Here is a 1,969-nt window from a genome sequence, read left to right as displayed (position 1 = left end):
ACCCCCTAAATCCCCCAACCCCCCTAGCCCCCCTTATCAAGGGGGAAACCGTTATCAGGGGGACTTTGGAAGCTTCGTGGAGGTCGAAGTTATTGGTAAATGTCCACTTATTTCTCTAATTCACCATAATTATCCTACATTGTCCGTTTGGGCACAAAAACCGACTGAACTTTAACAGATAGGAGTACTGATATGGCAGCCGATACATTAAGGTCACTTGAGGGTTTGCAAGACGGGACACTGTCCCCACACCGAATCGCAAAATTACGCAACGATTTTGAGGGTAACTCGGTCTATCGGATGGCGCAGAATGCCGTCTGTAAGATTGCCGTAGATGACATCGCCCTTGACCGTCAGATTGTTACTAACAGCGACTTCACCTTCAGCCATGTGTTAGATGACTGGAGCGTTACAAACCAGAAAAGCAGCGGCAGATGTTGGATGTTCGCTGGACTGAACCTGTTCCGCGTCGGCGCGATGAAAAAGATGAACCTGAAAGAATTTGAGTTCAGTCAAAACTATACCTTTTTCTGGGATAAGCTCGAACGTTCCAACTATTTTCTGCAGCGGATGATTGAGATGGTAGACCGTCCTGTAGATGATCGGTGCGTTGCGTGGTTACTTGAAAGCCCACTGGAAGATGGCGGACAGTGGAATATGTTCGTCAATCTAATCAAGAAACATGGCTTGGTTCCCCAAGCGTTTATGCCAGAGACGCAAAGTTCTTCGAGCTCAAACAAGATGAACCGCATTCTGCTGAATAAGCTGCGCGAGGGCGCCAAGACGCTTCGTGATATGGCATCAAAAGATGCGAGTTTTGATGAACTGTTAGATGCCAAAGATGAGATTATCACGGTTATCCACCGCATCCTCTCTATCCATCTCGGTACGCCGCCCACCCAATTCGATTGGCAGTGGAACGACGCGGACAAAGACTTTCACCGTGACGGGGAGATGACGCCACAACAGTTTGCAGAGAAATATATCACCGTCCCGGTCGATGATTACGTTTGCCTTGTCCACGACCCACGTCCAACAAGTCCGATCGGCAAAACCTTCACGGTTGAATGCCTCGGCAATGTCGAGGGCGGTGCGATTGTCAAATACCTGAATATCGACATCGACCTCATGAAACAGATAGCGATGAAGACTATTATGGATGGAGAGCCGGTCTGGATGGGGTGTGATGTTGGGAAGATGATGCAAACCGATCTCGGTCTCTGGGATGCGAAACTGTTTGACTACGAAGGTGTCTACGACACCCCATTCACCCTTGATAAGGCAGGGCGGCTCCAGTACCACCAGACTCTGATGACCCATGCGATGCTATTCACGGGTGTGGATGTGGTACAGGAGAACGGCAGAGAGATTCCGCGTCGTTGGCGGGTTGAAAACAGTTGGGGCGCAGATAGTGGGCGCAAGGGGTTCTACCTGATGAACGACAACTGGTTTGACCAGTATATGTTTGAGATTGCTGCGCGAAAAGAGTATCTACCTGACGAACTGCAAGATGCGCTCGAAACGGAACCGATTGCTCTACCCGCATGGGATCCAATGGGTGCGTTGGCGAGGGAAACGTCCGTGTAGGTCGGGATTCAAATCTCGACACTGTGTTGGTTCATTGGTTCATTGGTTCGTGTGTAAGAAAGACCGTCGATTTTGGAAAATCGACCTACAGAAGGTAATTCTTGAACAGAACTAGGTAAGGTTAACAGGAGGGATAAAATGGCATTTAGTGAAAGTTGGTCGGTGCTGGAACCCGACCTAGAGACCGTCTTTGACCATGAGGCAGACCCGCTCCAAGCCCTTGCGGACGCCCGTATCCCGGGTATTGCCCTGCGCGGCGCCTATAATCCAGACCACTGTAGTGGACTCATGCAGCGATTCATTGATTGGGGTATGACGCGTGATCCAGACGATGCCACTCCAGCGGAGAATTTGCCGAGCCGAATTGATATCGGTTCGAGTC

Annotated in this window: 2 protein-coding genes; both read left to right on the top strand. The window is 50.1% G+C overall.

What is annotated here, in order from left to right; translation table 11 throughout:
- Positions 1 to 192: 192 nt before the first annotated feature.
- Complete coding sequence (locus J4G02_18910; GenBank protein MCE2396608.1) at positions 193 to 1,587, top strand: C1 family peptidase; 1,395 nt, start codon at positions 193 to 195, stop codon at positions 1,585 to 1,587.
- A gap of 138 nt (positions 1,588 to 1,725) precedes the next feature.
- Positions 1,726 to 1,969 (top strand): hypothetical protein (locus tag J4G02_18905; GenBank protein MCE2396607.1); only part of this gene is annotated, 244 nt, incomplete at its 3' end.

Source organism: Candidatus Poribacteria bacterium, from assembly GCA_021295755.1.
In the GTDB taxonomy this organism is placed as follows: domain Bacteria; phylum Poribacteria; class WGA-4E; order WGA-4E; family PCPOR2b; genus PCPOR2b.
The sequence above is the reverse complement of the archived record's forward strand: the minus strand, read 5'-3'. Positions and strand labels throughout refer to the sequence as shown.